Genomic DNA, 25446 nt, shown 5'->3' with positions numbered 1-25446 from the left:
TAGCCCATACAGATGAGTCGGGCAGAAAAAAGCCGCGCTTTGCCGGACTCCGGCGTAGCAACGGAAGGAATGCGGGCAGCATTGTTTGACGCCAGCCTGATGCGCGGAACAAGGGTCCCAAGTCCGCGCATTGGCTACTCAGATGCCGTTGGTTAGCGCTCGATAGCCAGGCCGACGCCTTGTCCGCCACCGATGCACAAAGTGGCAAGCCCCTTTTTGCCGTCGCGACGGATCAGTTCGTGCAACAGCGACACCAGGATCCGTGCCCCCGACGCGCCGATCGGATGGCCAAGGGCGATCGCGCCGCCGTTGACGTTGACTTTGCTGGTGTCCCAACCCAACTCTTTGCCAACCGCCAGCGACTGGGCGGCGAAGGCTTCATTGGCTTCGATCAGGTCCAGGTCCTCGACGCTCCAGCCGGCCTTTTTCAGGGTTAGACGTGTAGCCGGGACCGGGCCGATGCCCATGATCGACGGGTCCACACCGGCGCTGGCATAGGCTTTTACCCGTGCCAGTACCGGAAGGCCCAGCGCTTGTGCTTTAGCGGCGCTGGCCAGCAACAGCACGGCCGCACCATCGTTGAGGGTCGATGAGTTGCCGGCGGTCACGCTGCCGTTTTTCTGGAATGCCGGTTTGAGTTTCGTCAAGGCTTGCGCAGTGCTGTCGATACGCGGCTGTTCATCGGTGTCGAAGACCAGCGGTTCGCCCTTGCGCTGAGGAATCAGGATCGGGGTGATTTCGCTCTGGAAACGCCCGCCCTCAATGGCTGCGGCGGCCTTCTGTTGCGAGGCGGCAGCGAAGGCATCCTGTGCTTCACGAGAGATCTCATACTTCTGCGCCAGATTCTCAGCGGTGATACCCATGTGGTAGTCGTTGAAGGCGTCCCACAGGCCATCCTGGATCATGCTGTCTTGCAGTTGCGCATGGCCCATACGCAGACCGGTGCGTGCCTTGGGCAGCACATAAGGGGCCAGACTCATATTTTCCTGACCGCCAGCGATTACCAGTTCCGCGTCGCCGCAACGGATTGCCTGGACGGCGAGATGGACCGCCTTGAGACCGGAGCCGCAGACCTTGTTTAAGGTCAGGGCAGGTGTGGTGTGTGGCAAGCCAGCCTTGATCGCGGTCTGGCGTGCCGGGTTTTGCCCAGCGCCGGCAGTGAGTACCTGGCCGAGTATCACTTCATCAATTTGAGCAGCATCGATACCGGTCTGCTCCAGCAAGCGGCGAATCACTGCGGCACCCAATTCGGTCGCGGGAATTGCAGACAAAGCCCCCTGGAAACTGCCAATGGCGGTACGAGTAGCGGCAACGATTACGACTTCGTTCATGCGTGACCTCATGGAAAAGACAAAATTCGTCGAGCAAACCAGGGCATTTCTGCCCTGATCGGGGTTATTGCATGTTCATGCCGCCGTTTACCGAGAAATCGGCACCGGTGCTGTAGGCGGACTCTTCGGACGCCAGCCAGGCCACGATTGAGGCGATCTCTTCTGGCTGGCCAAGGCGACCAACCGGTGTTGCCGCGATCATGCCTTCGAGAATGTCCGGGCGGATTGCCGCAGTCATGGAGGTCTGGATGTAGCCTGGGGATACGGTATTGACGGTCACGCCCTTGCCGGAGACTTCCCGGGCCAGTGCCATGGTGAAACCATGGATGCCAGCCTTGGCGGCAGAGTAATTGGTCTGACCGAACTGGCCACGCTGACCGTTGATCGAGGAGATATTGATGATCCGTCCCCAACCGTTGGCCAACATGCCTTCAATGACCTGCTTGGTGGTGTTGAACAAGCCCGTCAGGTTGGTCCCGATCACGCTGTTCCAGTCTTGCGGGGTGAGCTTGCGAAAAGAGGCGTCGCGAGTGATGCCGGCGTTGTTAACCAGCACATCGATCGGGCCGAACTGTTCACGAGCCATCTCGAAAGCCTTGCGGGTGGTCTCCCAATCGGTGACATCGCCATAGATGCACTCGAACTGATAGCCCGCCTCCAGCTGGCTGGCAATCCAGTCGTTCTTGCGGCTGGAATCGGAGCTGCAGCCGACGATCACCTTGAATCCTTCCTTGTATAGACGTTGGCTGATTGCCGTACCAATACCGCCCATACCACCCGTTACCACAGCAATACGACTACGCGATTCCATACTTCTACTTCCTTTCTTTTTGCGCTGCAGGAGAGAAGATTGTTCGATATCGACGGGCCGTGCGGAAGTGTTTGAAGGTGACGTTTTCCTGTCCATCGGTGCCACGGGCGTTTTGGCACGCTTGCAAAAAATGAGGAGTGCCTATACTGGCGATTCTTGAAAATGAATGGGTAGTCATTATTTGTGCAACATGCTTGAAGTATGTTCAAAAGATGTCAGTATCGGCACCGGACAGGACGTTCGGTTCCACGGGTCAATGAGGACGCCATGTATAGAATGAGTTCAGGTTATGCCAGCGTGCTGGCGAATACGTTTTTGGCCCAAGGACTGGACCTTGCCCGTCTGTGCGAGGAAGTGGGGCTGGATGTCAATTTCGTGAATAAACCGGGTACATTCTGTGAGCGAAGCGTTATCTATCGTCTTTGGGATCTGGCTGCTCAGGCTTCGGATGATCCGAACATCGGTTTGAAAGCCTACGGGAATTTCCATCCCAGCAGTTTTCAGATCGTGGGCTACACGATGATGTCCAGTTCGAATCTGAAAAGGGCCCTTGAACGTCTGGTTCGTTTCAGCCCGTTGATTGGTACCGGATTAAGCCTTTTCTTTTTCCAAGAGCAGCAGCATTACCGACTGGCCAGCCTCGATCATCAGCAACGTGGCTCAGTCAAGCCCCGGCAATATACGGATGCAGGCTTGGCTTCGCTGCTGGGTTTCTGCCGTTGGCTGGCGGGTGGCAAGTCGCCGCAACCGTTGAGTGTGGAGTTCAATTATCCCGAACCTGAAGACACGTCGGAGCATCAGCGGCTTTTTGGCTGTCCGCTGCGTTTCGGGGCGGCTTATGACAGCATCTTGTTCGATGGCCAGGAGCTTCTGAGTCCTTTGAGTATGGCCAACGAGACGTTGGCCACACTCCATGACAGTTTTGCCGAGGCTCAATTGGACCTGTTGTCCGGCTACTCTATTGTTGGCAGGGTTCGCGCGCTGATTAACCAGCGCTTGAGCCAGGGGCAAGGCCAATGTGATATGGAATCGATTGCGGCGGCACTGAGCATCAGCAAGCGAACGCTCCAACGAGGTCTTGAGAAGGACGGCACGCAATTCAAGGATGTCCTGAGCGATGTGCGCCGGCAGTTCGCCGACTTCTATTTGCGCCATTCTCATTTAAACATGAAGCATGTGACTCACCTGCTCGGCTTTCATGATCACAGCAGCTTCCATAAGGCATGCACCCGTTGGTTTGGTATGACCCCTGGTCAGTATCGAACCGACGAGTCGTTGCTTGTGCTCGAGGAAGTCGCGTCGGTCCGACTCATGAACCCCGCAGGTCTGCTCAGAGATCAAAAGATCGCTGGCTTCGCCGAACGGATGCACCGCTAATCCTGGTGAAAGTTCATTGAGGTTTGGGGCCTGTTGTCCCTTTGCCCGCTTTGCGCTTCGCAGCTTTAACTACGATGGCGGGAGCGGGCGGTGGTGTGATCTGCGGCGACAGCGTTGCTGCAAGCGGAGATGGCTGCGAAGGGGCCTCCTGCGGGATGACAACTGTTTCACTGGGCGGTTGGGTCAGGCTGAAGCCCGGCAGGGGGACTTCGAGCAGCGCGTGCAGTTCACGCCAGAATTCGCCTTCAGCTCCAGTAGTCGCTAGCAGTTCAGGCATCAATTGCCCAACGGCTGTCAGGACCTGTTGGCGTTCCTTTGCCTCTGGTAGCAACAAGGGCAGGCTGCGCAAGCTTTCTTGCGGGTGGGCGAAAACCAGTAGGTTCTGCAATCGGATGGCTTCGCGCAGGGCAGTGGGCTCATTGCTGTAATCCTGGACCTGCAGGTGCACCTGCTGGATCAGTTTTTCGAGGCTTTCCTTACCCGCCTTGTCGCTGTCGCGGCCCAGCAAAAACAGAATCCGCACCAACGCTTCCAGGGGGCCACCATGGGGCAGCGCATCCTGCAGGCGTTCGATCAGGGCCTGGTCCTGCTGGTCGGCATGAGCCTGGAGATTTCGCGCAGGCTTGTTGCTGGTGAGGGTACTCAGTGCGCCGTAAATACCGTAAAAACACAGCTCCTGAGTGGAGTCACGCACATCGCGATAAGCATTCAGGGCGTCTTGCATCTGGTTAGAGAACAGCTCCTGCCAGGCCAGCAACGGGTTGTCTTTGCGTGCGGGACGACGATCACTGCTGACTTGGGAGGCGGTCTCGGCTAACCACCACAGCGCCGGATTCAGGCTGCTCCATAGCACTTGCTGCTGATTGAAGGGGTGCGTCCTGCGTATCAATTTGGCAATGGGCTCGTTGACTATCTGGCGCAGCCACGGACGTATGAACTCGTCGTAAAATGCACTGTTGATTACATAGGCGCGCTCCACCAGAGAGAATTCGCGATCGTCATCACGGGGCGGCTCGACGTCATCATGTATATCAGCGATTCGCCTTGATTCGAAACGCACTCGGTATTGCACGTCACTGCTGCCTGTAGGGGCCGGGAGATCGTCAATCAGCATTTCATACAGCCCCGCTGGCAGCGCATTGATGGCTTCGACCGCGCCGAGCAACCCTCGGTGTTCGCGCCGCGCCACCGTGCCGGAAACAAAAATACCTAAATGGCCGATGCTGGCGTGCCGCAGTTAGACGATGGTACGTCCTGCCTCATGCAAAGCGAGATCGCTGGGATAGACATCGGCTATCCAGTTCAATGCCTGCTGGGGAGGGGTGATGTTGTCTCCGTAGGAACAGAACACCACCACCGGTACTTCGATCCGTTTCAGGTCAATACCGCTGCTCTTGCGGCCGAGACCGCCGGACAACTGGTTGCCGATGAAAAGGTCATCGACAATCATCTCAATCTCTTCGCCATTGAGCAGGGTCGGGCTGCCCCACCAGCGTTCGAAGTCCAGGAAGCGCCCAGCCTCGCTGTCGACTTGGCTGAACAACTGGTAGTACTTGCCCCAATAGGTGTTGGCCGGGTCCAGGTTTTCGAAATTGCTGACCAGCCAGGTACCGTCAAAACGGTCATTGCCCAAGTCGCTGCCCAGGCGGGCCATCCAGCCGCCACCCAGCAGGCCACCGGTATAGCGCATCGGATTGCGTCCATTGACACCGGCCCAGTATGACAAGGGGGCACCATTGATAATGATCAATCCCGGCAGTTCCGGTCGTGTTGCCGCCAGTCCCATCAAGGCCCAGCCGGCCTGGCAGTCCCGATGATGATCGGCTTGCTGTTGGTCGGGTGAAGGGCGCTGACGACTTCGATGAACCGGGCCTGGGCTTCGACGATATCGGCCAGGGTTTGCCCAAGCTGTGGCGAGTGACTGAACGAGATGAAATAGGTGGGGTGGCCGGCTCTGAGGCTTTCACCTAATACCGAATCCTGTTTGAAGCCGCCGATTCCGGAGCCGTGGCCGCCGCGTGGGTCAATGATGATCACCGGCTGGCCGTTGCTGTCGATTCTTTGCTCTGGTCCGGGGAGGATTCGCAGCAGTGAATAGTTGACCGGGCGTGGGAGATCGGAGCCTGCGATCAGGGTTTCATGATCGAACTTGAGCAGCAGCGGATACCCGGCGCGTTCATGGGCCAGCGTATTGCCGCCGCGCTGGCGCAGGGTGTCCCAGAACAGCAGGCTGCGTTGGCCGAGGTCGGTGAAGTATTCCTGCCAGTCAGTGGGCGTGGGTTGTCTGAGTTGACCCCGCTTCAGAGGCGCGAGGGTTTTTTCCTGGCGCTGGCACAAAGCATCAAGGACGTTCAGGGTATTGAGGTGCTGCAGATGACTCAGGTGTTCGAACAGGCCGCGTTGAGAGGAGAGTTTTTCATATTGCGATGCAATAATATCTTCCTGATCCATGGTGATCTCCTGGCGTTATGCATGAGAAGCAGCTGCCTGCGCCTCATTAATATAGAGGGCTTGGCTGGATGTTCGATGCTAGGAGTCTATAGCGAATAGCGGCAGGAGAAGAAAGATTTTTGTGCGCTGCACAAAAAATCATTGCCAAACGGATTTGTGCACCGCAATATTAAGGCTAGCGCGATGACCGGCAGGATCGCTATCGCGTCCTCATGCCCATGTAGGCCTTCCAGTATCAGGAGATTCAAGCATGTCTTTTTTTAACTCGGAAAAATTGCAAGACGCTCAGAAAGCCAACCTAGACCTACTGCAGCAAATCAGCGGAAAAATCTTCTCCAGTGTCGAACAGTTCAGCCAATTGCAGTTCAAGACATTGCAGGCCTCCACCGAGGAGCAGTTCGACGGCTTTCGCAAGCTGCTGTCAGTCCGTGATCTACAAGGGCTCGCTGAGCTCCAGGCTTCTTTCACCCAGCCAAATGTGCAAGCCGAACGCCTGGCTGAGTTCAATCGCCAAGTGCAAGCGTTGATTGTCGGCACTCACTCGGAAATCGCCAAACTGACCTCGCGTCAGGTCGAGGCGGGCACCCAGCAGGTGCAAGAGTTCGTTGAAGTGATCAGTAAGAATGCACCGGCTGGCTCCGAGCCTGTTGTGGCCGCGTTCAAGTCGTCGCTGGCGAATGCCGGTACCGTTTTTGAAAGCGCACAGAAAGCCGTAAAACAGGCTGCTGACGTTGCCCAGAGTGGTTTTGACGCGGCGACCGCCGCAGCCGGCAAAACCGCTCCTGGTGCCAAGGCTACAAGCGGTAACAAGTAAGTCACATTAGAGCGGTTACACTGATGGCGATGGGTTTATTCCCCATCGCCATTTTTTTTCGGCCCGCCACCGGCACCTGGCTTGCCTGGTGGCATGCCGCCAAACAGGCCGAAGAGGTTCTGAGTGTTCAGGTAGAGGTTTTTTGACTGGTCGACATACTGGCGCATCAAATCCTGCATGACCGGTGCTTGCTGGTGCATGAACTCGCTCCAGGCTTCAGAGGACTGAGCGCCGGTCTGGGACTGGATGTCGATGACCGTCTGGATGCTTTTATCCAGGTAGCTGCCAAGGACACTCTGGTAGGGACCGTAGAACTGGATAATCCCCATGAGCATCTCACTGGAGAATATCGGCTCACCGCCACTTTCGGCTTCTAGAATGACCTGCAGCAAAATACTTCGGGTCAGATCCTCGCCAGTCTTGGTGTCGACCACCTCGAACGGGATTTTATCGACGACCAATCGGCGTATATCCGCAAGGGTCAAATGACTGCTGGTGTGCGTGTCATACAGACGGCGATTCGGGTACTTCTTGATCAGACGGGTGGTGTTCCGACTGTTATCTGTCATGCGGGGCTACTCACAGCGAGCCTGATTTGTAGGCATCTTATCCTACTCTGACCACTGCCACTCCAATGCGTCGCCTCACGCGGCACGCGCTGGGTGTTCAGCGTAAGAACTTTCTTCATCTTTTGAGTGCTGAGCTTGCGAGGCTGGCCAATTCGAGGCAGGGTCGTGGAGCCATACAAGGTTCCAGAGAAGGCTTCCAAAATCTCTGGAACCCCCAAGAAGCCCGCCTTCTGACGGGTTTTTTCGTTTTGGCGTTCCGGTGAATTCTGGTGGATTCCAACCGTTTTAAGGGTAGAGTTTGGGGTAAATGTTGGCGCCGACGCTGAATTGACCCAGTTACCGAGATGCCACTGACCCAGTCTGATTCCTCGCGAACCATTTCCTGTGCTGGATTTTCTGCCGATTGGAGTTGGGTGAGACTTGCGTCGGCACGTAGGTCAATTCGGCGTCGGCGCCAACACCGGGGGTAATGGTGGGACGATTTCACCGATCAGCGCTCGTTTCCGGTCCTGAACAAATTTGTTGACTGCTTCCATCCCATTGACAAGACGGGATTGCCAACCGTCGGGCGGTTGCCTGCTTTTCCTAGCTGCCTCTATTTGTGCCCACCATATCGTGAGATGCACGCCCCGACAACGTTGCGCTTCTGTCAGTGACTTGGTTTCAAGCGACTTGATAAACACCTTGCGCCCAATGACTTTCTGAACATCCAAAGGGACAGCGACGCGAACGTACCACACGGATTCACCCGCTTTCTGAATCAGGTTTTTGGTGTCTCTGCTGGTTTTGCTGGGCTTAGCCATTTTAGCGCCACGATACGGTAGAACGGGATCGGATTGTACTACTACTTTGTACTACTAATCCTTATGAAAGCCCCGTTTTAAAGCGGTTATTGACCATCAATGCCTTAAAATTCGAATCTCTCCTTCACCGCCAAATTCGATGTAACCAGAACCCCTGATTTCGAAAGAAGTCAGGGGTTTTGTGGTTTCTGGCGTCTGGATTTTGAGTTTGGCTGATGCTGTCTCAACGAAAGCGGCAGAGGCGTTTCTGAATTTGATGTAGGAGATGTCCCGGGCGTGTGGGACGTCATGGTGGAAACCCAAGTGGTTGAGTGTTTCCATGGGAATCAGCCCCTAAATGCACCCTCTCGGCCTGGGGTATTCGTTTTATGCCTATTGGGGCCAGAATGAATGAAAGGGCTGGACAGCCAATAGCCCCATCACCTGAAAATGGACGCAGGTACGTTATGCAGGAATTCACCATGAAGCAGGCCGAGCTGGAAAAGGTTCATGTCGAGATCGTCAAGCTGATAGCTGAACAGCGCAAACTGAACGCTGAGGCGGGCAAGATGACGTGTGAGATTTTCTGGTATCCAGTGACTATTGCGATCGGGTTGATCGGCACGGTGGCCACCGTCACGACTGTGTTGGTCAAGTTGCTTTAAGATTGGCATTCTTGCCTCTTTATGGGGGCCAGTCTTTCTCGAACGGAATCGAATCGATGTCTCACTCTCTCGCTGCATACCGCTGGCTAGTAGCCGTGTTGATGTTCACAGCTTCTTCATTGGCCACGGCATCTACCCCCGAAACCTATCCTGATGCAAACGCAAGCGACCCCGCAAAACTCGGCTGGATGGTCGGCTCGCCACCGCCCGCCGATCGTACTGTGCGCTTCGAAGATGGCAGCTACTTCCAGTTCCCGGCGATGCGCTGGAGCGTCTCGAACTTCCGCCAGCTCATGCCAACGATCAACGTTTCACGAGGTTTGGGTGCGCCGGTTCCGTTGGCGTCCGCACTGCGCAAGGACATCGAGGCCATCACGTTCACACCGCTCGGCGCGAAGGCGTCGATGACTTGGGATCAATCCCTGACGGCGACTTACACCGACGGGATTGTGGTGATGCACCGGGGCAAGGTGGTGTACGAGCGGTACTTCGGCGTGCTGAAACCCCAAGGCCAGCATGCGGCGATGTCGGTGACCAAATCCGTGGTCGGTACTCTGGGCGCGATGTTGGTCGCCGAAGGACAAATCGATGCGAACAAGCGTGTCGCCGATTACGTCCCCGAATTGGCCGCATCCGCCTTTGGCAGCGCCACGGTGCGCCAGGTCCTCGATATGACCACCGCGCTCAAGTACAGCGAAGACTACGCCGACCCGAATGCCGAGGTCTGGGCTCATGCGAAGGCCGGCAGCCCGCTACCCAAGCCGAAGGACTACACCGGCCCGAGAAGTTACTACGAGTTTTTGCAGACGGTTCAACGGCAAGGCGAACACGGTAGCGCGTTCGCCTATAAGACAGTCAACACAGATGTTCTGGGTTGGGTCATCGCTCGAGTGACCGGGCGCAATGTTGCGCAGTTATTGTCGGAGCGTATCTGGAGTCGGCTGGGTGCCGAGCAGGACGCCTGTTTCACGGTGGATGCCATCGGCACTCCATTTGCCGGCGGCGGGTTGAATTCCGGTCTGCGGGACTTGGCGCGGTTTGGCGAGATGCTGCGCAATGACGGTCGGTTCAATGGCCAACAGATTGTGCCCAAAGCAGTGGTCGATGACATCCGCCGTGGTGGCAACAAGCAAGCATTTGCCAAGGCCGGTTACGACTTGTTGAAAGGCTGGAGTTACCGTTCGATGTGGTGGGTGACGAACAAGGAAGGCGGGGCATTCATGGCACGGGGCGTTCATGGCCAGCGCATCTATGTCGACCCTGCGGCCGAGATGGTCATTGTTCGATACGCGTCCCATCCGGTCGCCAGCAACTCGGCCAACGATCCCGTTACGTTGCCGGCGTTTGATGCGCTGGCTCAACATTTGTCTCGGTTGCCTTGAGTGCCAAGGCCATGAAAAAGGAAAATCCATGATCACCACCACAACCCACGCCATCGAAGGTCGACAAATCACCGCGTACCTGGACATTGTCAGCGCCGAGTCTGTGCAGGGCGTCAACGTTATTCGCGACATGTTCGCCGGGATGCGCGACTTTTTCGGCGGGCGGTCTCAGACATTGGAGCGTGCGTTGAAGGAGGCGCGGATTCAGGCGACCGACGAGATCAGGGAGCGGGCCCGGGCGATTCAGGCCGATGCCGTGGTGGGGCTCGATTATGAAATCAGCATGCCAGCCGGGAAAGGCGGGATGGTGGTGGTTTTCGTAACCGGGACGGCCGTTAAGCTGAGGTGAGTCTGGTGAAAAATTACGTGTTGGTTTTGTAGGAAGCGCTATATTCCATTCGTCGGGCATTGAGGGATCTGGGTTACAAGTCCGGTAATGACCGACTAGTCTAAAAAGCTTGGTGGTCGATATGTCTCAGGCAAATGGGCTTGCCTGTGTCGATCCCGCATTTGAGAGGGGCGAAAAGATGGCTGGTCCGTATATCGAAGACGACGGTTCTGAATTTCCGATCAACAATTGCGTGCAGTGTGGCCAAACGGAGTATGTGGTGGGTTTTGGTGACGACCAGGCCAAGCTCGGCAAGATGAAAACCATGGTGCGCCAAGGACCGAAGGCGAAATTTTTACCCAAGGTCGTGGCACCGGTCAGGAAGTAGCTCCCACCAATGGACCCCGTCATCGAGCGGGGTTTTTTATGCCTGAAGGATTTTGCTGACGCCTGTTTTCTTGCCCGGTTTTTTCACAAAGTTTTCACAAGGTCTTACGTAGTCTCAACTCATCCGTTAGAAAGCAACACCTGGCCCGTCTCCCCAGCGGGCTTTTTTTTGCCTGTCATAAAACCTTTTCCATAATCGTTGTCCAACCGTCACCAATGGCGAGGTTAGGTCCGTGCGTCTGGACTTTCTCGCCGCCAAAGCATTCAATCTCGCCCCTTTTTGATTTCCCCCTATTTTTGAGGTTCTTGTCATGCGTTTAACACTGCCCGCCCTGGTTTTGGGGCTTTTGGTTGCTCAAGGTGCAATGGCTGCTGGCGACGGCACGGCCGCGCTGGGTGGCGGTCTGGGTGGCGCGCTGGGTAACGTCGTCGGCCAAAGCATGGGCGGCAGCACGGGCGCAGCAATTGGTGCCGGTGTAGCGGGCGCAGCCGGCAGTGCGGTGGCAGCACGCAAAGGCAGCCGCACCAAAGCGGCGATCGGCGGCGGTGTGGGTGCAGCGGGCGGCTCGCTGATCGGCAACAGCCTGGGCGGCAAGACCGGCTCCACCATCGGTGCTGGTTTGGGCGGTGCATTGGGCGGCGGTGTTGGCAGCAACCTGGCCAAGGGTCACAAGCGTCACTGATGCTGAGTGATCAGTTCAAAAGCCCGGCTTGATGCCGGGCTTTTTGTATCTGGCTGTTTCTCTTTCGCAGCTATCGCATCTTTAGCGGTCCAACCGTCATCGCTGGCCGGATTCAGTGGGGGCAGGTGCTAGACTCCGCCGATCCGCAGCGCGTTCTTTTCCCCCGATGCGGAATTAGAGGTTCATATCATGCGTTTGACATTGTCCACGTTGGTTCTGGGACTTTTGGTCGCTCAAGGTGCGATGGCGGCCGGTGATGGCACCGCTGCAGTCGGCGGTGGCATTGGCGGTGCGTTAGGCAACGTGGTCGGCCAGCAAATGGGCGGCAGCACAGGTGCAGCGATTGGTGCAGGTGTGGGTGGCGCGGCGGGCAGTGCGGTTGGTGCGCCTAAAGGGAGCCGCACCGCCGCGGCCGTCGGTGGTGGTTTGGGCTCGGCGGGTGGTTCGGTGATTGGTAACAGCCTCGGTGGCTCGACCGGTTCCACTATCGGCGCAGGCCTGGGCGGTGCTGCGGGTGGCGCGGTGGGTAACAATCTGGGCACCGACAGCGGCAGTTCCCATTCCGGTAACGGGCACAAAAACAAACACAAGAATAAACACAGGAATAAACATCGCTGACTCGATAGCGAATGACAGTAGAAACCCGGCCTGGTGCCGGGTTTTTCGTTTGTGCGAGAAGTACTCCGGAACGTTTGACCCCAGGCTGCCTCGAAACCTCATACACACCTGAATATTGAGAGGTCTGCCATGACACCTGAAACCGAAGGCAAGGAAGAAAAAGGTCCGAGCGGACTGCCGTTTATCAATGATCCGGGTAAAGAAGATCCGGGGTCGCTGATGGATGATGCAACGGTGCCGCTCAACGATGCCGATGACGCGGGTGACGTGGGCCAGACCGAGTTTGAAGACGAGGATGACGACGAAGACGAAGACGAGCAGTGATCAGCCACTGCGATCGGAGCTACCGATCGTCCCCCTGATCGAACTGCATTCGTCACGCTGTCATCGAAATGTCAGTACCTGTTTTTCAGGCCCCTTGAGAGGTGCCTTATGAACGCTGACCCCAAAGACACCGACATCGACGATACGCCTGAGTATCCGCTGCCTTCGCCGACTGATTCGCTGAGTCGTGACCAGCGCCCGCCGGATGATGAGGCGGGTGTGGAGCGAGTGCCTGATGGTGATGTGAAGCGCGCTGATACTGATGTTGAAGCGAATCCTGACGATCCGGACGCAGGCGAAGATGGTTCTGGCGAATCGACTTGAGAGCTCTAAGAAGACAACGTGGATAACCACGTTAGTCTTTTTCTGATTCAATCCATTTTCTGTAAAAGTTTCGCTGCTCATTCGGATCATTCGTCAGGTTGTTGTCGTCATAGTCAAAAATGTAAATGATATCGTCGGGTAACGCTTTTTTACCGATCGTTAATTCGTACGCCTTCAGTCCGAGAGACATTTGTGAAGACATGCTGGAAGGGTGGACATTAATCTTTGCCCCTTTGCAAAAAAACTTTATATGAGGATTGTCTTCTCGAACCCGACCAAAGCATTTGTAAAAGTTAGTATCCGTATAAGTTTTGTTGAAGCCGTTTCCCATTACGAAATTTATGGATACGGCTTTGCTGTCGCAGATGAGTTGAGCCGTTTCCTTTGTGCCATCGATACTGATTGTTAATTTAACTTCAGATGTCATGGTTTGATTTTCCTGTTTGGGTTAGGTATGGAATAGCCGAACTCTCGGCCGTTATCAATGATCAACGTTGCCCCGAGGACATCCTCGTTGCTGATCCGGCTTGGTATGGCAATCTCCTTCTCCCTATCGAATTGGTACATCGTTCCGAGTTCTTTTATCAAGTCGTATCCGGGGATTTTCTGGAGTGTATAGAGGTAACCAATTTTCGTATTAAAGCCAGTGGCGAAGTTTTTTCCCATATCTCGGGAAGTTGATGTGCTAATAAAGTTGCTCGGTGGATAGTCACTGTCGATGGAGTGGAGCAAGAGATCATTGCTTTTACCTTTGCTTTTGAAGCCATTTTCGAATACATCGTCGGGCTCTCGTTCATCTCCACGGTATAGGTAATCATCTTCTCCTTTTGGCTTGGGTGATTTGGGCTCAGCATCTTTTACGGTTGCCTTGTGGGTTGGGTCCTCAACCCCCTCAACCGACCCGCATTTCCCCGTCCCCGGACAATCACTCAACCCCAACGGATCAACCCACCCCGTCGGACTCCGCGTGTATTGATACTGGTTCAACCCACCCGCCAAGCCGCTCGGATCCGGCGTCAGATACCGTCCAACCTCCGGCTGGTAATACCGGTGCCGGTTGTAGTGCAGTCCGGTTTCCGGATCGAAGTACTGGCCCTGAAACCGCAACGGCTGGTCGAGGATCTGGTGGGTGTCCCGGTTCAGGCGGGTGAGGCGGCCGTAGGCGGTGTACTGGGCGGCCCAGACGATGTCGCCGCTGTAGTCAGTGAGCTCCTGCGGTGTGCCAAGATGGTCGAGTTGGTAGTAGAACGGGCAGGCTTTGCGCGGGCCTTTGCCGTCGAGCATGGCCAGCGGTCGGAAGCTGCCCTGTTCGTAGACATAGCTGCGGTAGTGCTCGCGGCTGCTTTCGGCAACGAGGTTGTCGCCCTGCCAGAAGAACTCGGTGGTTTTGCCATCGACGGTTTTGCTGATACGACGGCCGAAGGCATCGTAGCGGTAGGCTGCCTGACTGCCGTTGGGCTGGGTGACGCCGATCAGCCGATGCTGGCAGTCGTAGCGGTATTCGGTGACAAGTTTTTGCGCAGTGCCACGGCGTTCGCGGATGAGGTTGCCGAAGCCGTCGTAATCGTAATGACGGTCGCCTTGCATCAGCAGGCGATTACCAAGAACCTTCGCTACGCCAGGACGATCCTGCATCAGCAGATTTCCGGCCGGGTCGTGGGCGAAACTTTCCGGTTGCTGATCGCGGGAGTGACGGACGCGAATCAGGCGGTCGAGCGCGTTGTAGTGGTAACTGCGCTGGCCGTGGCGGGTGTCGGCGATGCTGTCGAGATTGCCATTGGCGCTGTAGGCATAATCGCGGCGATACAGCGATTGCTGCTGTTGGCTCACGGCGTGGGCTTTCAGACGCCCCTGGTCGTCGTACTGATAATCGCTGAGCAACAGACCCTGTCGGCGGGTTTGCTCGCGATCGGCCACGAAGGTATGCGACGTCAGGCGGGAACCATTGAGGTCAATGGCCGTCAGTGCGCCGCCCTTGGCATGGTGGTAATCGAGCTTGCTGTTGTCCGGCAGACGCAGATGATTGAGTTGTCCACAGGCATCGTAGCCATAGCGCAACGTGCCCCACCCTTGGTGTTCGGTGACTAGCCGATCCTGTTGGTCGTACTTGAATTCCAGTGGGTGATCGTGACCGTCATCGACGCTGACCAACCGTCCAAGACTGTCGTAGCGGTACTCGACGTTGACGCCATCCGGCAGCGTCTTTACCAGCAACCGTCCAGTCGAATCCCGTTGATAGGCGGTAATCAGTTTCGAGTCGTCATCACCGAACTCGGTTTTCTCCAGCAGATGACCGTTAAGGTCGTAGGCATACGCGGTGCGGCGGCCATCGAATCCGGTTTCCTGTCGGATCAATCCATTGGGCGTGTAGTCCAGCTGATATTTTTCGCCGGATTCGTTTTCGATCTCGGTCAGCAATAGCCGCGCGTTGTCGTAGCGATAGCGCAGTTGGGTGCCGTCGGGATTGATCCGCCGACTGATCAGGTGCAGATCGTCGAGGTATTCGTAGCGAGTGACGCGGCCCAGTTCATCGCGCTCGGCGGTGACCTTGCCGTAGGCGTTGTAGCTGAAGGCGCGACTGGCGCCTGTGGGAAAAGTCGTCTGGATCAGTCGTCCAACGGCGTCCCACTGGTATCGGGTGACGGCACCGTGTTCGTCCTGACGAGTCGCCTGTCGGCCAAACAAGTCGTAGGAAAAACGACGCTGACTGCCGTCCGGCAAAGTCTCTTCGATCAACTGTCCCAAGGCATTGCGGACGAAAAGATGCCGGCTGTTGTCCGGATAACGTGCCGACAGCAGCCGACCTTTTTCGTCGTAGTGATAGTGGGTTAAGTGACCGTCAGGATCGGTCGCTTCGGTGACGTCACCCTGAGCATTGCGCTGGTACTTGCAAACCGCTTTGCCGCGATACTGCGCATGCAGGAAACCATTGCGGTATTCGTAGGATGTCGGCTCGCCTTCAGGTGGAATCAGGGCTATCAGTCGCCCGATTTCGTCATAGCGGTATTGGGTAATCGCCCCCAGCGGATTCTTTTCGGCAATCAGCCGGCCTTTGTCGTCATAGGCGTTGTGGTGTTCCGCGCCATCTGGCTCCACCCGCCGCACCAATCGCGCCTGATGATCGTGCTGGTAAAACGCTTCGCTGCCATCGACGCTTTTTACCCGCACACCACCGTTGTCATCCCAGACATACCGCGTGTCCATTTGCGAAAACGACGCCCAATGTCGGACACATCGCACAGCCTTGCCGGACCTTTCCCACTCCCAGAAGAAACTTGCGCCACCGGCCAGTTGCCGCTGCAAAATGACCTGCTGTTCGTCGTAGTCGTAGCGTTCACGTTCACCGGCTGCATTGGTCGCTTCGATCAAGCGATGGCAGGCGTCGTAGCGGTAGGCAACCAGTGTCTGCTCGCTACGCCAGGCGTCTTCCAGCGTGTCGGCGGGATGAAAGCTCTGATACTCGACCGCGGCGAGGTGTCGGCGGTCATAGCGCAATCGCAGCGAACGCCCGGCACCGTTGTCGAGGCGCATGATTCTGTCGGATCTATCGCGCTGCACCGTCAGCCGATTGCCGTAGGCATCGCTGATGGCCGTCAGTCGTCCTGTCCGGAAGTGGTAAAAACGCGTTGCTTCGCCGGCCCGTGCGAGGATCAGTTCTTCCGGCTCGTCCCCCAGGTAAATCGCCGCCCGCGAAAGGCTGTTGTGGATGGCCGGTCGTTCGCTGTTCGGCAACGGGAAAGTGATGCGACGGTTTTCGTGGTCGATCCAGCTGACGTTGTCGACACCGATTTCCAGCCGGTGCTCCAGGGAATGACTCCAGCCAAATCCGAGTCCGCCGTCGATTTCGACGGCACTGGTGCGATACACGCGGGTGAACTCGAACGGCAACAGACCATCAAGCGAGCCATCGACCAGGGTCAGCAGTTCTTCGCCGGTGACCATCGACACCGGGCAGCCGTTGGTCACGGTGTTGTCCGCTGAATCGACACTGTCACCGTTCGGGTTTTTCGCCGGGGCAGGGGCATCATCGCGATGTTCCATGCGGCTCAGGCGGGTCCTGGTTTGGGACTTGTTGCGGGCAATGGCGAGCGGATTGTTGACCTGCACAACCGCTGATTCACTGACGGTGATGTGCAATGGAACCGCTGGTGCCGGTTTGAGCGGCGCACTCCGGGCGTTGACCATCAAAGGTTTAAGCGCGTTCGCGTGACGGGTAAGGTCGGCGCCCGGCGTGAATTCAGCCAGTCGCAAACTCGCCGCCGCCAGCCATTGTCGGGCTCGCTCGGACTTGATCTTGCCCAGTACTTTGGCGCTCATGCCGACGTTCAGGCCTGCAGGACCCGTCAGGCGCACCAGCAGGAAACCGATCAGTACCTCTGTGCGAATTTCCGCTACCACCTCGGCGACGTACTGCGGCGGCAACATCCGCAACCAAGTGGTGAAGGCGGCGAGATGGATGAACATCAGCGGCTCATCGCTCAGCACCAGCAGTACGTTGGCGATGGCTTCGGCCGAGGCGTTCAGCAGCGTCTCAAGCTCAAGCGCGGTCAGGTACTCAAGGAGTTTTTCGCTGTTGGCTTGCAGGTCTGCCATCAGGGCAAAGACCTGCTTCACGTCATCCCATAAACCGTGCAGCGATTGTTCGAAGCCACGCCAATCTGCCCGTTGCAGCAAGCCGTAGCGCTCGGTGAAACCGGCCTTGGAAAAATCCGCCCACAACGGCTCGAATTCGCTCGTCCACTCTTTACGCAACCAGCCTTCAAGATCGTCGATCACGCTTTGATAAGAGGCGTAAAGCGCTTTGACATGATCCGTGGAAACGTTGGGAAAGAACGTGACGCGATAACGGTAGCCGCGCCAGCATTCGGGTATTTCGAGAATGCCGCTGGGGCCAATGACTTTGTGAATCGGCTCGCCAAACGTCGGTACGCCGTTGTCTTCGGCCAGCAGGGGTTCGAGCATCACCGGCGTATCGCCGATCGGCACAAAGCGCGCGGCTTCGAACATGTGCACAAGGGTCAAGGGGCCGCTGGCCGGGCACGTGGCGAGTGTCGAACTGACAGGCTCGGTGGAGTCCTTCGGTGCGCGTAAACGAACGTCGTTTCCAACCTTGAACACCTGCTCGACGTCCAGCGCCCATCCGGTCCAGAAGTTTTCCGCCCAGGCGTCGTAGTCGTTGAGGCAGAGGCGAAAATCCCCGAGCAGCGCTTCGACGTCCGGTCGCCCGGGGTTCATGGCGGCGAACACGAGCAGACCTATGGCGTTGTTAAAGGCCAGGACCTTGTCGGGGTTGAACATTCGCAGTCCCTCGGGCGGATCGATATGGATCGCGAGACTTTGCGGGGGATCAACGGGGAAAGAAGTCGGGAAAGGAGGTGTTTGGTGTAGGGCGAATCGCTAAATCCCGGGCCAGCGCTTCGGTTCGGGTTTTGCACCGTCGGGAGATTGCCCGTTGCTCTATGTCGGCCGCGCTCGTTATGCTGCTGAACCCTTTAATCAAATCCGCGACTCAGCCATACCTGGTCGGTCGGGATGTCATTAAAAACGGATCAGATGCGATGAATGCACCGCTGAAAGAGTTCGGCCCGATCAAAGCCGTGATTTTCGATATGGACGGCTTGTTACTGGACACCGAGGGCATTTACACCGAGGTCACGTCCATCATTGCCGGGCGCTATGGCCGGACCTTCGACTGGAACGTCAAACAGAACATCATCGGCCGTGGTGCGGGCGATCTGGCGCGTTATGTGGTCGAGGCGCTGGAACTGCCGATCACCGCCGAGGAGTTTCTGGTGATCCGCGAGCCGCTGATGCGCGAGCGTTTTCCTACAGCGCTGGCGATGCCCGGTGCAGAGGAACTGGTTCGGCACTTGAAGGCCAACAACATTCCGATTGCGGTGGGCACCAGTTCTTCGCGTCAATCGTTCAGCCAGAAAACCACGTTGCACCGGGACTGGTTTGCGCTGTTCGACTTTGTCGTGACAGCGGATGACCCGGAGGTCGGCGCGGCCAAACCGGCGCCGGATATCTTCCTCACGGCAGCGCGACGTCTGGGTGTGGCGCCTGAGGATTGCCTGGTGTTCGAAGATTCGCCGTTCGGTGTCACGGCGGCGAAAGCGGCGGGAATGACGGCGATTGCGATTCCTGATGCGGCGATGGCTGATGAAAAATACGCACACGCCGATGGCATTCTTCGTACGCTGAAAGCGTTCACACCGAGTGCATGTGGTTTGCCAGCGCTCGAATGGGCTTAACGACGGAAATGTGGGAAGGGCCGGGCGACGTTCGCTTGCTCGCGAAGGCGGTGTGTCAGGCAACAATTATGTCGACTGACACACCGCCTTCGCGAGCAAGCCCGCTCCCACATTTGATTTGCGTGTGACCGACTAGTATCAGGCGCCGAAACCACCGTCGATGGTCAGGCTGGCCCCAGTGATATAGCCGGCTTCCGGTCCCGCAAGGTAGGCGACGAAACTGGCGATCTCTTCCGCTTTACCATAACGGCCCACCGCCATCAGCGGGATCAGGCTTTCGGCGAAGTCGCCGCTGGCCGGGTTCATGTCGGTATCGACCGGGCCGGGTTGCACGTTGTTGATGGTGATGCCGCGCGGGCCGAGATCGCGGGCCAGGCCTTTGGTCAGGCCGACCAGGGCCGCTTTGCTCATGGCGTACGGGCCACCACCGGCGAAAGGCATGCGGTCGGCGTTGGTGCTGCCGATGTTGATGATGCGACCGCCTTCGCTCATGTGTTTCGCGGCGGCCTGGGTGGCGATGAACACGCTGCGTACGTTGATCGCCAGCGTCTGGTCGAAATCTTCGAGTTTGAAATCTTCCAGCGGGGCAACGGCCAGCACACCGGCGTTGTTGACCAGAATGTCCAGACGACCGAAGGCGTTGACGGTGGCGCTCACGGCGTTGCGAATGGCCTCGGCGTCGGCACTGTCAGCCTTGATCGCCAGCGCTTTGCCGCCGCTACCGGTGATACTGTTTTGCAGCTCTTCGGCTTTGGCCGTGGAGCTGACGTAGGTGAAGGCAACGGTTGCGCCTTCAGCGGCCAGGCGTTTGACGATGGCTGCGCCGATGCCGCGCGACCCGCCTTGAATCAAAGCCACTTTGCCGCTGAGGTTTTGAGTAGTCATGTCGATCTCCAAAGTCCCGAGGCGAGATGTCCCGGTTGATGGAGCCTAGTATTGATTCCGGATTGCACGCTGAGTAGCCGGTAATTGAGATAGTCTGTGTAAACCAAAAGTTTATAGTGGCGCCTATGGAAACCTTCAGCAGTATCGAATGCTTTGTGCGCAGCGCGGAAGTCGGCAGCTTTGCCGAAGCGGCGCGACGACTGAGCCTGACACCGGCAGCGGTGGGCAAGAGTGTTGCAAAACTTGAAGCGCGCCTCGGCGTGCGGCTGTTCCAACGCAGCACCCGCAGCCTGACGTTGACCGAAGCCGGTCATCTGTTTCTCGGCGAAGTCAGTTCCAGTCTGATCACAATCCAGAACGCAGTGGCTAACCTCGCCAGCGCAGAAGGGCGCCCGGCCGGTACGCTGAAAGTCAGCATGGGCACGGTGTTCGGACGTTTGTATGTCGTGCCGTTGCTGGGCGAGTTTCTGCGGCGGTTTCCGGCAATCAACCCGGATTGGCATTTCGATAACCGACAGGTCGATCTGATCGCTCAGGGATTCGATGCCGCGATAGGCGGAGGATTCGAGCTGCCGCAAGGCGTTGTGGCGCGCAAGCTGACGCCGGCCCATCGGGTGTTGGTGGCTTCGGCCGAGTATCTGGCGGGGCGTCAGGCGATCGTCGAGCCCGATGATCTCAAACATCACGATGGCATCCTCATTCGGTCGCCGCAGACGGGTCGTGTACGTTCCTGGCAGTTGACCAGTCGCACTCGGCAACACAGTCCTCTGACGCTCAAGGCGCGGATGACCATGAGCGATTCCGAGGCTGCCTGTGCGACCGCAACTCAGGGTTTGGGGATTGCGTTGGTGAGCATGCCGTTCGCCGTGGGGTATCTGGAGGCGGGGACGCTGCAACGGGTGTTGCCGGACTGGTATGTCGACGATGGCAACATTTCCATCTATTACGCGGAGCACAAATTGTTGCCGGGGAAGACCCGGGCGTTTGTGGATTTCATTATTGAGCAGTTTGCGGAGCAGGGGCTGGGGGCGCGGTTTAGTGCGGTTTGAGTCTGGCTTGATACCGAGTCGTCCCCTTCGACTTGCTCGCGAAGAACGATAACGAGGTCTACCTGCCTAACGGCCCCGGCCAGCCAATAATCTTCTTCGGCCGTGGCGTCGCATACGTCCGCACCTTCGACGTCGACAACCCCAACCGCACCAGCGACTCGGCAATGGTCACCGCCGCCGTCACACCATCCACCACCGGAACTCCGGTGCGCCGGCGAATCTGTTCGTCCAGCCCGGCCATTCCGCCACAACCGAGGCAAATCACCTCGGCCTTGTCCTCAAGCACCGCCCGTTCAGCCTGATGAACAATCGCTTCCAGCGCCCGTTGCGGATCGGATTCCAGCTCCAGCACCGCCAGGCCACTGGCCCGCACCGACGCACAGCGGTCCCAGAGCCCGGACAGTTTCAGGCGGTCTTCGATCAGCGGCACAGTACGGTCCAGCGTAGTGACCACCGAATAGGCATGACCGAGGAACATCGCCGTGCTCGCCGCCGCGTCGGTGATGTCCACCACCGGCACGTTGAGCAATTCCTGCAAGCCTTCGCGGCCGTGCTCGCCGTAACCCGCCTGGATCACCGCATCGAAGGGTTGATCGTAGGACATCACCCGGTCCATCACGGCGATAGCGGCCAGGTAGCTTTCAAAATTGCCCTCGATGGAGTCGGCGCCGAAATGTGGCGTCAGGCCGATAATTTCCGTGCCGGGCGCGGCTACAGCTTGAGCCGAACGCGCAATGGCCTGGGTGATGGATTCGGTGGTGTTGACGTTGACCACGAGAATTCGCATGGAGAGTCCTTATAGCGCGGTGGTTCTGCGGCGATCAGCACTGCAGGAATGAACGCCGTCGGGATCCTCGCTGTACAACTGCGGCACGTTGACCTGACCTTTTCGTACAAGCCAGTAGTCGACCATGATCACGCCATACAACGGGCCGCGGAGATCAGAGCGGAAAATACTTGTTTTGTGGTAATTGTATACAAAATATGTATGCGCTTAAGCCAGAACCATGCCAGTCAGCGATCTATGAAATTCGCCGGTAATTTTGTTTTGTTATCTTGTAATGGTAAGTAACTGAAATTAAGGCGATATAAATTGACCGATTGAGCAGTTATTTATTTTTCAGTGGGAAGTATGGGAAAGGTCGACTGAGGAAGTCAGGAAGGGCAGATGTAATCTTTTGGGGCGAGAAAACAAAAAGCGCACACATAAATGACACCTATGGTGACAGTCGTGTGTACACATTTTTTAAGTCCAGCGCAGATCAAATGTGGGAGCGGGCTTGCTCGCGAAGCCGGTGTATCAGTCAATACATGTGTCGACTGATACACCGGCTTCGCGAGCAAGTCGAATCGTCGCACCGCCGCTCCCGCAGGGGATTGCATCAGAGCGGGGGATTACGCCTTGGACTTGCTGATGATATTCCCCGCATGCAACCCGCATTCTTTCTGCGTCGCCTCTTCCCACCACCAACGACCTTCACGCTCATGCTGGTTCGGCAGCACCGGGCGGGTGCACGGTTCGCAGCCGATGCTGATGAAACCGCGTTCGTGCAGGCTGTTGTACGGCAGTTCAAGCATGCGGATGTAACCCCAGATCTCTTCGCTGGTCATTTGCGCCAGCGGGTTGAATTTGTACAGGGTGCGTTCCGGAGTAGAGAAGGCGGTGTCGATTTCCAGTACCGCGACGGCGCTGCGAGTGCCCGGGCTCTGGTCCCGACGCTGGCCGGTGGCCCAGGCGGTCACGCTTGAAAGCTTGCGGCGTAGCGGCTCGATCTTGCGGATGCCGCAGCACTCACCATGGCCGTCCTTGTAAAAGCTGAACAGGCCTTTTTCCTTCACGAACGGTTCAAGTTTCGTGTAGTCCGGCGACACCAGTTCGATGTCGATCTTGTAGTGCTCGCGCACCTGATCGATGAAGCGGTAGGTCTCGGGGTGCAAGCGACCCGTGTCGAGGCTGAACACTTTGACGTTCTTGTTCAGCTTCCAGGCCATGTCCACCAGCACCACGTCTTCGGCGCCGCTGAAAGAGATCCACAGATCATCGCCGAACTCGGCAAACGCGAGTTTCAGGATGTCCTGGGCGGATTTGTTGGCATAGGTCGTGGCGAGTTCCACGACATCGAACGATGGGCTCATCAGGGCGGCTTCCTACAGGTCGGTGGCGCTGGGCGCTCTATATGGACCTGATGGTAACAAAATCCTGCAGTGGCTGGTGCGCCCTCTGCGTTGCGCAGGCCCGCCCGAGTCGCTAGAGTTCGGCAGTCCTTTTGCTCGCTCGACTCAATAATCAATACAAATGGGAGTGTCTTGTGGAAATTGCCTGTCTGGATCTTGAAGGTGTGCTAGTCCCGGAAATCTGGATCGCCTTCGCCGAAAAAACCGGGATCGAGTCCCTCAGGGCCACCACCCGGGACATCCCTGACTATGACGTGCTGATGAAGCAGCGCCTGCGGATTCTCGACGAGCACGGCCTGAAACTCACCGACATCCAGGAAGTGATCGCCACGCTCAAGCCACTGGACGGTGCTATCGAGTTCGTCAACTGGCTGCGCGAGCGCTTTCAGGTGGTGATTCTGTCGGACACGTTCTATGAGTTTTCCCAACCGCTGATGCGCCAACTGGGCTTCCCGACTTTGCTCTGCCACCGTCTGATTACCGACGATGCCGGGCGGGTGACCAGCTATCAGTTGCGTCAGAAAGATCCGAAACGTCAGTCGGTTCTGGCGTTCAAGAGCCTTTATTACCGGGTGATTGCAGCGGGGGATTCGTACAACGACACCACGATGTTGGGCGAGGCGGATGCAGGGATTCTGTTTCATGCGCCGGATAATGTGATTCGCGAGTTTCCGCAGTTCCCGGCGGTGCACAGTTTTGAGGATTTGAAGCAGGAGTTCATCAAGGCTTCCAACCGTGCTTTGAGCCTGTAAACACATTCCATGTAGGAGCTGCCGCAGGCTGCGATCTTTTGACTTTGCTTTTAAAGGCAAGATCAAAAGATCGTAGCCTGCGGCAGCTCCTACAGGTTTTGCAGGGTGTCGAGCAGCACTTTCACCTTGGTAATCGACTCCTGATACTCGGCCTGCCACTCCGAATCCGCGACAATCCCGCCGCCGCCCCAGCAACACACCTGCCCATCTTTCACCAGCAAGCTGCGAATCGCGATGGAGCTGTCCATCTCCCCGCGCACATCCAGATACAGCAACGAACCGCAGTACAAACCGCGCCGGGTCGGCTCCAGCTCATCGATGATCTGCATCGCGCGGATCTTCGGTGCGCCGGTAATCGAGCCGCCCGGGAAGCTGCCGGCAATCAGGTCCAGGGCATCCCGGTCATCCGCCAGCTCACCGGTCACGCTGCTCACCAGGTGATGCACGTTCGGATAACTTTCCAGGCTGAACAACTCCGGCACCCGCACCGAACCGATGCGGCATGTACGGCCGAGGTCATTGCGCAGCAGATCGACGATCATCAGGTTTTCCGCGCGGTCCTTGGGGCTGGCCAGCAGTTCGGCGGCGTTTGCCGCATCTTCGGCAGGGGTCAGGCCTCGGGGGCGGGTGCCTTTGATCGGGCGGGTTTCAACGTGGCGTGCGCTGACTTTGACGAAACGTTCAGGTGACAGACTCAGCACCGCGCCACCGTCGGGCAGGCTCTGGAAACCGGAAAACGGTGTCGGGCACGCCGCGCGCAACGCGCAGTACGCGGCCCACGGATCGCCTTCGCACTCGGCGCGAAAACGCTGGGCGAAGTTGACCTGATAGCAGTCGCCCGCCTGGATGTATTGCTGAATGCGCTCCAGTGCGTGGCGATATTGATCCGCGCTCAGGTCGGCATTCATCGGGGTTTTCAACCTGAAAGGTTTGACCGCTTCAACCGAAGGTTCACTGAACAGTGCGATAAGACGCTGACGTTCGCTGTCGATCAGCGACGGATGGAACACCAACTGACTTGTATTCAGTTGGTGATCGGTGATCAGCGCCCAGTCGTACAGGCCGAAACGCGCATCCGGCAACTGCAAGTCGTCCCGCGCCTGGCTCGGCAGATGCTCCAGATGCCGGCCGAAGTCATAGCTCAGGTAGCCGATCAAGCCGCCTGCGAAGGGCAGGTCAAGAGGAATAGCTGCCTCACCCAGTCGTGTCAGATTGTCGCGAAGGCGTTGCAGGAAATCGCTGCCGCTTTCGTCAGGCAGTACCGCCAGTTGTTCCAGCGGCCACGCGCTGAGCAGGTCATAGCGACCGCGATCAGCCGTTGGCCGGCCACTGTCGAGCAGCACGGCGCCGGGGGCATGACGGATCGCCGCGAAGTACTCGGCGGGGTTGGCGCGATAAGGCAGCGGGTGTACGGAACAGGTCAACATGGGCGGGGCAGATCAGCCATCGAGGCGGGGGTGGCGATTGTAGTCCCCTCGGGGAATT

Annotated in this window: 24 protein-coding genes and 2 pseudogenes; 13 read left to right on the top strand and 13 right to left on the bottom strand. The window is 57.5% G+C overall.

Annotation, left to right across the window (positions count from 1 at the left end; all coding sequences use genetic code 11):
- Positions 1 to 152: 152 nt before the first annotated feature.
- Positions 153 to 1331, bottom strand: coding sequence for an acetyl-CoA C-acetyltransferase (locus ACYZTL_RS06935; protein WP_461951147.1), 1179 nt, complete (start codon positions 1329 to 1331; stop codon positions 153 to 155).
- A 64-nt stretch (positions 1332 to 1395) separates the two neighbouring features.
- Positions 1396 to 2142, bottom strand: a complete 747-nt coding sequence (gene phbB / locus ACYZTL_RS06930) for an acetoacetyl-CoA reductase (RefSeq protein ID WP_461951146.1) — start codon at positions 2140 to 2142, stop codon at positions 1396 to 1398.
- A gap of 267 nt (positions 2143 to 2409) precedes the next feature.
- On the opposite strand from phbB, the gene ACYZTL_RS06925 reads away from it, so the two are divergent.
- Positions 2410 to 3519: an AraC family transcriptional regulator gene (locus ACYZTL_RS06925; RefSeq protein WP_461951145.1), complete on the top strand. Its 1110-nt coding sequence runs from the start codon at positions 2410 to 2412 to the stop codon at positions 3517 to 3519.
- A 13-nt stretch (positions 3520 to 3532) separates the two neighbouring features.
- Here ACYZTL_RS06925 and ACYZTL_RS06920 read toward each other — a convergent pair.
- A pseudogene (locus ACYZTL_RS06920) lies at positions 3533 to 5970 on the bottom strand (DUF3141 domain-containing protein).
- Positions 5971 to 6220: 250 nt separating this feature from the next.
- Between ACYZTL_RS06920 and phaP the strand changes: the two are divergent.
- Positions 6221 to 6784, top strand: coding sequence for a TIGR01841 family phasin (gene phaP, locus ACYZTL_RS06915; RefSeq protein ID WP_461951144.1), 564 nt, complete (start codon positions 6221 to 6223; stop codon positions 6782 to 6784).
- Positions 6785 to 6819: 35 nt separating this feature from the next.
- Here the strand turns inward: phaP and phaR are convergent, their stop codons facing one another.
- The 3 genes from phaR to ACYZTL_RS06900 all read right to left on the bottom strand — a co-directional run bounded on the left by phaR (position 6820) and on the right by ACYZTL_RS06900 (position 8477).
- Positions 6820 to 7353 carry a polyhydroxyalkanoate synthesis repressor PhaR gene (gene phaR / locus ACYZTL_RS06910; RefSeq protein ID WP_461951143.1) on the bottom strand — a complete coding sequence of 178 codons (534 nt, stop codon included), beginning with the start codon at positions 7351 to 7353 and terminating at the stop codon, positions 6820 to 6822.
- A 437-nt stretch (positions 7354 to 7790) separates the two neighbouring features.
- A complete protein-coding gene (locus ACYZTL_RS06905; protein WP_461951142.1) occupies positions 7791 to 8156 on the bottom strand; it encodes a DUF6538 domain-containing protein in 366 nt (121 codons plus the stop codon).
- Positions 8157 to 8252: 96 nt separating this feature from the next.
- The gene (locus ACYZTL_RS06900; RefSeq protein WP_461951141.1) at positions 8253 to 8477 is read right to left on the bottom strand and encodes a hypothetical protein; all 225 of its coding nucleotides are present in this window, start codon (positions 8475 to 8477) and stop codon (positions 8253 to 8255) included.
- A gap of 140 nt (positions 8478 to 8617) precedes the next feature.
- Here ACYZTL_RS06900 and ACYZTL_RS06895 point away from each other — a divergent pair, with 140 nt between their 5' ends.
- From ACYZTL_RS06895 to ACYZTL_RS06860, 8 genes are all read left to right on the top strand, one after another.
- Entirely contained in the window at positions 8618 to 8800 is a 183-nt protein-coding gene (locus ACYZTL_RS06895; protein ID WP_461951140.1) for a hypothetical protein, read from the top strand.
- Between the two features lie 101 nt (positions 8801 to 8901).
- Positions 8902 to 10182 carry a serine hydrolase domain-containing protein gene (locus tag ACYZTL_RS06890; RefSeq protein WP_461954278.1) on the top strand — a complete coding sequence of 427 codons (1281 nt, stop codon included), beginning with the start codon at positions 8902 to 8904 and terminating at the stop codon, positions 10180 to 10182.
- Between the two features lie 28 nt (positions 10183 to 10210).
- A complete protein-coding gene (locus ACYZTL_RS06885) occupies positions 10211 to 10531 on the top strand; it encodes a YbjQ family protein (protein WP_461951139.1) in 321 nt (106 codons plus the stop codon).
- Positions 10532 to 10709: 178 nt separating this feature from the next.
- Positions 10710 to 10898: a hypothetical protein gene (locus ACYZTL_RS06880; RefSeq protein ID WP_461954277.1), complete on the top strand. Its 189-nt coding sequence runs from the start codon at positions 10710 to 10712 to the stop codon at positions 10896 to 10898.
- Positions 10899 to 11208: 310 nt separating this feature from the next.
- Positions 11209 to 11580 carry a bacteriocin gene (locus tag ACYZTL_RS06875; RefSeq protein ID WP_461951138.1) on the top strand — a complete coding sequence of 124 codons (372 nt, stop codon included), beginning with the start codon at positions 11209 to 11211 and terminating at the stop codon, positions 11578 to 11580.
- 189 nt (positions 11581 to 11769) lie between these two features.
- Entirely contained in the window at positions 11770 to 12198 is a 429-nt protein-coding gene (locus ACYZTL_RS06870) for a glycine zipper domain-containing protein (RefSeq protein WP_017337436.1), read from the top strand.
- 129 nt (positions 12199 to 12327) lie between these two features.
- Positions 12328 to 12522 (top strand): hypothetical protein, encoded by a 195-nt coding sequence (locus tag ACYZTL_RS06865; RefSeq protein WP_461951137.1) that lies wholly within the window; start codon positions 12328 to 12330, stop codon positions 12520 to 12522.
- 108 nt (positions 12523 to 12630) lie between these two features.
- Positions 12631 to 12846, top strand: coding sequence for a hypothetical protein (locus tag ACYZTL_RS06860; RefSeq protein WP_461951136.1), 216 nt, complete (start codon positions 12631 to 12633; stop codon positions 12844 to 12846).
- Positions 12847 to 12877: 31 nt separating this feature from the next.
- Here ACYZTL_RS06860 and ACYZTL_RS06855 read toward each other — a convergent pair whose 3' ends face one another.
- Both ACYZTL_RS06855 and ACYZTL_RS06850 read right to left on the bottom strand, forming a co-directional pair.
- Positions 12878 to 13273 (bottom strand): hypothetical protein, encoded by a 396-nt coding sequence (locus ACYZTL_RS06855; RefSeq protein ID WP_461951135.1) that lies wholly within the window; start codon positions 13271 to 13273, stop codon positions 12878 to 12880.
- On the bottom strand, positions 13270 to 18144 hold the full coding sequence (locus tag ACYZTL_RS06850) for an RHS repeat-associated core domain-containing protein (protein WP_461951134.1): 4875 nt from the start codon (positions 18142 to 18144) through the stop codon (positions 13270 to 13272). Before ACYZTL_RS06850 ends, ACYZTL_RS06855 begins: the two co-directional genes overlap by 4 nt.
- A 260-nt stretch (positions 18145 to 18404) precedes the next feature.
- Between ACYZTL_RS06850 and ACYZTL_RS06845 the strand changes: the two genes are divergently transcribed.
- Positions 18405 to 19100: an HAD-IA family hydrolase gene (locus ACYZTL_RS06845; protein ID WP_461951133.1), complete on the top strand. Its 696-nt coding sequence runs from the start codon at positions 18405 to 18407 to the stop codon at positions 19098 to 19100.
- 138 nt (positions 19101 to 19238) lie between these two features.
- Here ACYZTL_RS06845 and ACYZTL_RS06840 read toward each other — a convergent pair whose 3' ends face one another.
- The gene (locus tag ACYZTL_RS06840; RefSeq protein WP_461951132.1) at positions 19239 to 19985 is read right to left on the bottom strand and encodes a 3-oxoacyl-ACP reductase family protein; all 747 of its coding nucleotides are present in this window, start codon (positions 19983 to 19985) and stop codon (positions 19239 to 19241) included.
- 125 nt (positions 19986 to 20110) lie between these two features.
- Between ACYZTL_RS06840 and ACYZTL_RS06835 the strand changes: the two genes are divergently transcribed.
- The gene (locus tag ACYZTL_RS06835) at positions 20111 to 21034 is read left to right on the top strand and encodes a LysR family transcriptional regulator (RefSeq protein ID WP_461951131.1); all 924 of its coding nucleotides are present in this window, start codon (positions 20111 to 20113) and stop codon (positions 21032 to 21034) included.
- 58 nt (positions 21035 to 21092) lie between these two features.
- Here the strand turns inward: ACYZTL_RS06835 and ACYZTL_RS06830 are convergent, their stop codons facing one another.
- The 3 genes and pseudogenes from ACYZTL_RS06830 to ACYZTL_RS06820 form a co-directional block, all read right to left on the bottom strand.
- Positions 21093 to 21821, bottom strand: coding sequence for an aspartate/glutamate racemase family protein (locus ACYZTL_RS06830; protein ID WP_461951130.1), 729 nt, complete (start codon positions 21819 to 21821; stop codon positions 21093 to 21095).
- 48 nt (positions 21822 to 21869) lie between these two features.
- Positions 21870 to 21974: pseudogene (locus tag ACYZTL_RS06825) on the bottom strand (hypothetical protein); the annotation flags it as partial.
- Positions 21975 to 22429: 455 nt separating this feature from the next.
- On the bottom strand, positions 22430 to 23170 hold the full coding sequence (locus tag ACYZTL_RS06820) for a phosphoadenylyl-sulfate reductase (RefSeq protein WP_429527468.1): 741 nt from the start codon (positions 23168 to 23170) through the stop codon (positions 22430 to 22432).
- Between the two features lie 173 nt (positions 23171 to 23343).
- Here ACYZTL_RS06820 and thrH point away from each other — a divergent pair, with 173 nt between their 5' ends.
- The gene (gene thrH / locus ACYZTL_RS06815; RefSeq protein WP_149420208.1) at positions 23344 to 23961 is read left to right on the top strand and encodes a bifunctional phosphoserine phosphatase/homoserine phosphotransferase ThrH; all 618 of its coding nucleotides are present in this window, start codon (positions 23344 to 23346) and stop codon (positions 23959 to 23961) included.
- 89 nt (positions 23962 to 24050) lie between these two features.
- Here the strand turns inward: thrH and pabB are convergent, their stop codons facing one another.
- Positions 24051 to 25388: an aminodeoxychorismate synthase component I gene (pabB, locus tag ACYZTL_RS06810; protein WP_461951129.1), complete on the bottom strand. Its 1338-nt coding sequence runs from the start codon at positions 25386 to 25388 to the stop codon at positions 24051 to 24053.
- Positions 25389 to 25446: the final 58 nt, after the last annotated feature.

Source organism: Pseudomonas sp. LB3P81 (genome assembly GCF_054897965.1).
This window is presented reverse-complemented; position numbering and strand designations above follow the sequence as displayed.

What these genes read in the sequence shown, in the direction of transcription:
- ACYZTL_RS06935 (WP_461951147.1), bottom strand. Translation starts at nt 1,331, where the DNA reads ATGAACGAAGTCGTAATCGTTGCCGCTACTCGTACCGCCATTGGCAGT.
- phbB (WP_461951146.1), bottom strand. Translation starts at nt 2,142, where the DNA reads ATGGAATCGCGTAGTCGTATTGCTGTGGTAACGGGTGGTATGGGCGGT.
- ACYZTL_RS06925 (WP_461951145.1), top strand. Translation starts at nt 2,410, where the DNA reads ATGTATAGAATGAGTTCAGGTTATGCCAGCGTGCTGGCGAATACGTTT.
- phaP (WP_461951144.1), top strand. Translation starts at nt 6,221, where the DNA reads ATGTCTTTTTTTAACTCGGAAAAATTGCAAGACGCTCAGAAAGCCAAC.
- phaR (WP_461951143.1), bottom strand. Translation starts at nt 7,353, where the DNA reads ATGACAGATAACAGTCGGAACACCACCCGTCTGATCAAGAAGTACCCG.
- ACYZTL_RS06905 (WP_461951142.1), bottom strand. Translation starts at nt 8,156, where the DNA reads ATGGCTAAGCCCAGCAAAACCAGCAGAGACACCAAAAACCTGATTCAG.
- ACYZTL_RS06900 (WP_461951141.1), bottom strand. Translation starts at nt 8,477, where the DNA reads ATGGAAACACTCAACCACTTGGGTTTCCACCATGACGTCCCACACGCC.
- ACYZTL_RS06895 (WP_461951140.1), top strand. Translation starts at nt 8,618, where the DNA reads ATGAAGCAGGCCGAGCTGGAAAAGGTTCATGTCGAGATCGTCAAGCTG.
- ACYZTL_RS06890 (WP_461954278.1), top strand. Translation starts at nt 8,902, where the DNA reads ATGTTCACAGCTTCTTCATTGGCCACGGCATCTACCCCCGAAACCTAT.
- ACYZTL_RS06885 (WP_461951139.1), top strand. Translation starts at nt 10,211, where the DNA reads ATGATCACCACCACAACCCACGCCATCGAAGGTCGACAAATCACCGCG.
- ACYZTL_RS06880 (WP_461954277.1), top strand. Translation starts at nt 10,710, where the DNA reads ATGGCTGGTCCGTATATCGAAGACGACGGTTCTGAATTTCCGATCAAC.
- ACYZTL_RS06875 (WP_461951138.1), top strand. Translation starts at nt 11,209, where the DNA reads ATGCGTTTAACACTGCCCGCCCTGGTTTTGGGGCTTTTGGTTGCTCAA.
- ACYZTL_RS06870 (WP_017337436.1), top strand. Translation starts at nt 11,770, where the DNA reads ATGCGTTTGACATTGTCCACGTTGGTTCTGGGACTTTTGGTCGCTCAA.
- ACYZTL_RS06865 (WP_461951137.1), top strand. Translation starts at nt 12,328, where the DNA reads ATGACACCTGAAACCGAAGGCAAGGAAGAAAAAGGTCCGAGCGGACTG.
- ACYZTL_RS06860 (WP_461951136.1), top strand. Translation starts at nt 12,631, where the DNA reads ATGAACGCTGACCCCAAAGACACCGACATCGACGATACGCCTGAGTAT.
- ACYZTL_RS06855 (WP_461951135.1), bottom strand. Translation starts at nt 13,273, where the DNA reads ATGACATCTGAAGTTAAATTAACAATCAGTATCGATGGCACAAAGGAA.
- ACYZTL_RS06850 (WP_461951134.1), bottom strand. Translation starts at nt 18,144, where the DNA reads ATGTTCAACCCCGACAAGGTCCTGGCCTTTAACAACGCCATAGGTCTG.
- ACYZTL_RS06845 (WP_461951133.1), top strand. Translation starts at nt 18,405, where the DNA reads ATGAATGCACCGCTGAAAGAGTTCGGCCCGATCAAAGCCGTGATTTTC.
- ACYZTL_RS06840 (WP_461951132.1), bottom strand. Translation starts at nt 19,985, where the DNA reads ATGACTACTCAAAACCTCAGCGGCAAAGTGGCTTTGATTCAAGGCGGG.
- ACYZTL_RS06835 (WP_461951131.1), top strand. Translation starts at nt 20,111, where the DNA reads ATGGAAACCTTCAGCAGTATCGAATGCTTTGTGCGCAGCGCGGAAGTC.
- ACYZTL_RS06830 (WP_461951130.1), bottom strand. Translation starts at nt 21,821, where the DNA reads ATGCGAATTCTCGTGGTCAACGTCAACACCACCGAATCCATCACCCAG.
- ACYZTL_RS06820 (WP_429527468.1), bottom strand. Translation starts at nt 23,170, where the DNA reads ATGAGCCCATCGTTCGATGTCGTGGAACTCGCCACGACCTATGCCAAC.
- pabB (WP_461951129.1), bottom strand. Translation starts at nt 25,388, where the DNA reads ATGTTGACCTGTTCCGTACACCCGCTGCCTTATCGCGCCAACCCCGCC.